Below are 3586 nucleotides of genomic sequence, written 5' to 3'. Positions count from 1 at the left end.
GCGCCACCTCGATCCGCTGACGTGTCGCCGGCTTGACGCTGGTCGGATCGTCGAAATATTTCGACAATGTCGGCCTGGAGACGCCGCAAGAGCGAGCAAAATCCTCCATCGTCTTGTGCGTCATCGACATTGATCCCTCGCGCCGTTCCTCAGCGCTGCCCGGTTCCCTACTTACTGTGCGCCAGCATGCAACCGCGAGTCGAAACTTTACAGATAATTCCATCAGTTTCCATGCGTAAATTTATTAATTGACGCGAAAAAGCACAAGCCGTATTCACTTCCAGTGGGCGAATTCGAAATTCGTATCACCCGGAAACTGCTCGCGCGGTTCATCCGAAGCGAGGCCGGGGCGAAACGCCGGGAGGGATTCCGCGAGATGAAGAAGCTGGTCAGTGCCGGCGAGATTCTGGTCGAGATCATGGCCGAGCGGATCGACCAGAGCTTTCTCGAGCCTGGTCCGCTGCTTGGACCCTACCCGTCCGGAGCGCCCGCCATCTTCATCGGCCAGGCGGCGGCGCTCGGCCAGCCGGCCGGTCTCATAGGCGCCGTCGGCGATGATGATTTCGGCAGGCTGAACATAGGCCGGCTGCGGGCGCTGGGCGCCGACGTGTCGGCGATCGCGGTTCACAAGGGCCATGCGACGGGCACGGCCTTCGTCGCCTACCGGGCCGATGCCAGCCGGCATTTTGTCTTCAACATCCGCAACAGCGCCTCCGGCCTGATCGAGACCGATAGAGCGGCAACAAAGCTGCTCGCCAGTGCCGATCACGTCCATGTCATGGGCTCATCGCTGTTTTCCGACCGCGCCATCGAGGTCGCGCTGTCGGCGATCGAGACCGTCAAGGCCGGGGGTGGAACCGTGTCCTTCGATCCGAACGTTCGCCGGGAGATCATGCAGGCGTCCGGCATGCGCGCGGCGCTCGACCATGTGCTGGCGCGAGCCGACATCTTCTTGCCGAGCGGTGAGGAGCTCTTCCTGTTTTCATCCGCGAAGGACGAAAGGGGCGCGGTCGAGGAATTGCTGGCCCGTGGCCTGTCCTGCATCGTCCTGAAGAACGGCGCCGCAGGCGCCGCCTATCATGATCGCCATGGTGTGATCGCCTCGTCCGGCTTTGCCGTCGACGAGGTCGATCCGACCGGCGCGGGCGATTGTTTCGGTGCCGCTTTCGTCTCGTTCTGGCTGCGCGGGGCGGCTCCCGCAGAGGCTCTGCGAATCGCCAATGCCTGCGGTGCGCTCGCCGTTACCCGCAAGGGGCCGATGGAGGGCATTTTCCCGCTTGAAGCGGTCGAGGCCTTCATCGCCACAGGGAAAAGCGCGCAGTGAGTGCCGCGACGCGAAGGTTTGCGAACATTGCGGCCAGGCGCGCTGCAGGCGAGAGAAGCGGCATCGCCTCGGTCTGCTCGGCGCACCCGCTGGTCATCGTGGCTGCCCTGCGCCACGGCGCGGCGCGGCACGCCGATGTGCTGATCGAGGCCACCTGCAACCAGGTCAACCACGAGGGCGGCTACACCGGGATGACGCCCGCCGGCTTCCGCAGCTTCGTCGAGGCGCATGCGCTGAAAGCGGGTTTCCCAGTCGATCGCCTGATCCTTGGCGGCGATCATCTCGGACCCAATCCGTGGAAGCACATGGCTGCGGCCGCCGCGATGAAGAAGGCGGGGGCGATGATCGACGCCTATGCGAGCGCCGGCTTCACCAAGATGCATCTGGATACGAGCATGGCCTGCGCCGACGATCCAGCCGTGCTTGCCGACGAAACGATCGCCGCGCGCGCGGCCGAACTTGCTGAAATCGCCGAGGCGGCGGTCGAGCGGGCAGGCGGCGAAAAACCGGTCTACGTCATCGGCACCGAAGTGCCGGTGCCGGGCGGTGCATTGGAGGCGCTCGACCGTCTGCATGTGACGGCGCCCGACGATGCCCTGCGAACGGTGGAGGTACACGTCCGAGCGTTTTCCCGCGCCGGGCTCGAGGCCGCTTTTGGCCGAGCGATAGGCGTCGTCGTCCAGCCGGGAGTCGAGTTCGGCAACACCGAAATCGTGCCTTATGCGCCGGCCAAGGCGACCGAACTCGTGGCCGTGCTCGACCGCATGCCGCAATTTATTTTTGAGGCGCATTCGACCGACTACCAGCCGGCCGAAGCGCTCAACGCTCTCGTGCGCGACGGATTTGCCATCCTCAAGGTCGGCCCCTGGCTGACCTTCGCGCTTCGCGAAGCGCTGTATGGGCTCAGCCATATCGCCGATGTGCTCGCGCCGGACCCTTCGCGCGAAAGCCTGCCTGCCGCGATGGAACGCTTCATGCTGGCGTCGCCGGGAAATTGGCAGAAATACTATCCGGGCACGCCGGAAGAGCAGCGCGTGCAGCGGCATTTCTCGTTCAGTGACCGCATCCGCTATTACTGGCCGACGCCGGAAGCGCAGCGCGCGACACAGACGCTGCTGGACGTGCTGAGCGAGACGGATATTCCCCGGCCTCTGATCAGCCAATATCTGGGGCAGCTCGACGCTGAGGTTGCAGAGGGCCGGGTCCAACCCTTGGCGCACGAGCTTCTGATCGGCAGCATCACCCGAGTCCTCGATATCTACGCGGACGCGACCGGACCGTAGGATCGCGCTGACGGAAAGTCGGCCTCCGCCCAAATCCGCTTCCTTCACGCCGATATTCGATGTCGTTTCGAAAAGGGCGCCGCTGCAATTTACAGCTAACATGTTAGCGTGCTAGTACTGCCTGCACATCGACATCTGGAGAGAATTGCAGTGGCTTCGCGCTTTGGTCTTTCGGTTGCCCTCACCACGCCTTTCGAGGCATCCGGGCAAATCGCCATCGCTCCGATGGTCGCGCAGGCCCGGGCTTGCCTTGGGGCCGGCTGCAGCAGCGCAACGCTCTTCGGCACCACCGGGGAAGGCCCCTCGGTGGGCACGGGGGAGCGGCGGACTGTCACCGAGGCCATGCTGGCCGCCGGCATTCCGGCGCATCAACTGGTCGCCGGCGTGCTGGTCGATGCGGCCGAAGACGCCGCCGAACAGGCGCGACATGCCTTGCAGTGCGGAGTCCGCCACATCCTGCTGGCTCCGCCGAGCTACTTCAAGAATGTCGGCGAGGACGGGTTGTTCGGATGGTTTTCCGCCGTCTTCGCCGCGCTCGGCCCGCTGGCTCGCGGGGTCCTGCTTTACAACATCCCCTCTGTCACCATGGTGCCGCTCCCGCTCAGCCTGATCGGTCGGCTGCGTGCCGCCTTTCCCGGCGTGGTCGCCGGTGTCAAAGATTCGGGTGGCGACTGGAGCTACAGCGAGGCGCTGCTAAGAGCCCATGGCGACCTGGTGATCCTGATCGGCGACGAGCGGCACCTGGCCAGAAGCGTGCGCCAGGGCGGGCATGGCGCCATCTCCGGCATGGCCAATTTCGTCACCGGCGAAATCCGCGCCATGGCAGAGGACGGGCGCGACGATGCTCGTGTCGAGAGGTTCGTGCTCGAACTGCTCAAATATCCGGTCATCCCGGCGGTGAAGGTCATGGTGGCGCGCAAAACCGGCGACGAGCGCTGGCTGGCGGTCCGTCCGCCGCTGGAGCCGATGGCTTCGCAAG

Annotated in this window: 4 protein-coding genes; 3 read left to right on the top strand and 1 reads right to left on the bottom strand. The window is 64.8% G+C overall.

Features of this window, described 5'->3' with window-relative positions; all coding sequences use genetic code 11:
* The coding region (locus EOA85_RS30430) for a LacI family DNA-binding transcriptional regulator (RefSeq protein WP_164759989.1) at positions 1 to 130 on the bottom strand (130 nt) is incomplete at its 3' end.
* 246 nt (positions 131 to 376) lie between these two features.
* Here EOA85_RS30430 and EOA85_RS30425 point away from each other — a divergent pair.
* The 3 genes from EOA85_RS30425 to EOA85_RS30415 form a co-directional block, all read left to right on the top strand.
* A complete protein-coding gene (locus tag EOA85_RS30425) occupies positions 377 to 1324 on the top strand; it encodes a sugar kinase (protein WP_127212205.1) in 948 nt (315 codons plus the stop codon).
* On the top strand, positions 1321 to 2607 hold the full coding sequence (locus tag EOA85_RS30420) for a D-tagatose-bisphosphate aldolase, class II, non-catalytic subunit (protein WP_127212204.1): 1287 nt from the start codon (positions 1321 to 1323) through the stop codon (positions 2605 to 2607). The genes EOA85_RS30425 and EOA85_RS30420 overlap by 4 nt, the downstream gene beginning before the upstream one ends.
* A gap of 150 nt (positions 2608 to 2757) precedes the next feature.
* Positions 2758 to 3586: dihydrodipicolinate synthase family protein (locus EOA85_RS30415; RefSeq protein WP_164759988.1), on the top strand; the 829-nt coding region annotated here is incomplete at its 3' end.

This window comes from Mesorhizobium sp. M5C.F.Ca.IN.020.29.1.1 (assembly GCF_003997375.1).
Classification (GTDB): Bacteria; Pseudomonadota; Alphaproteobacteria; order Rhizobiales; family Rhizobiaceae; genus Mesorhizobium; species Mesorhizobium wenxiniae.
This window is presented reverse-complemented; position numbering and strand designations above follow the sequence as displayed.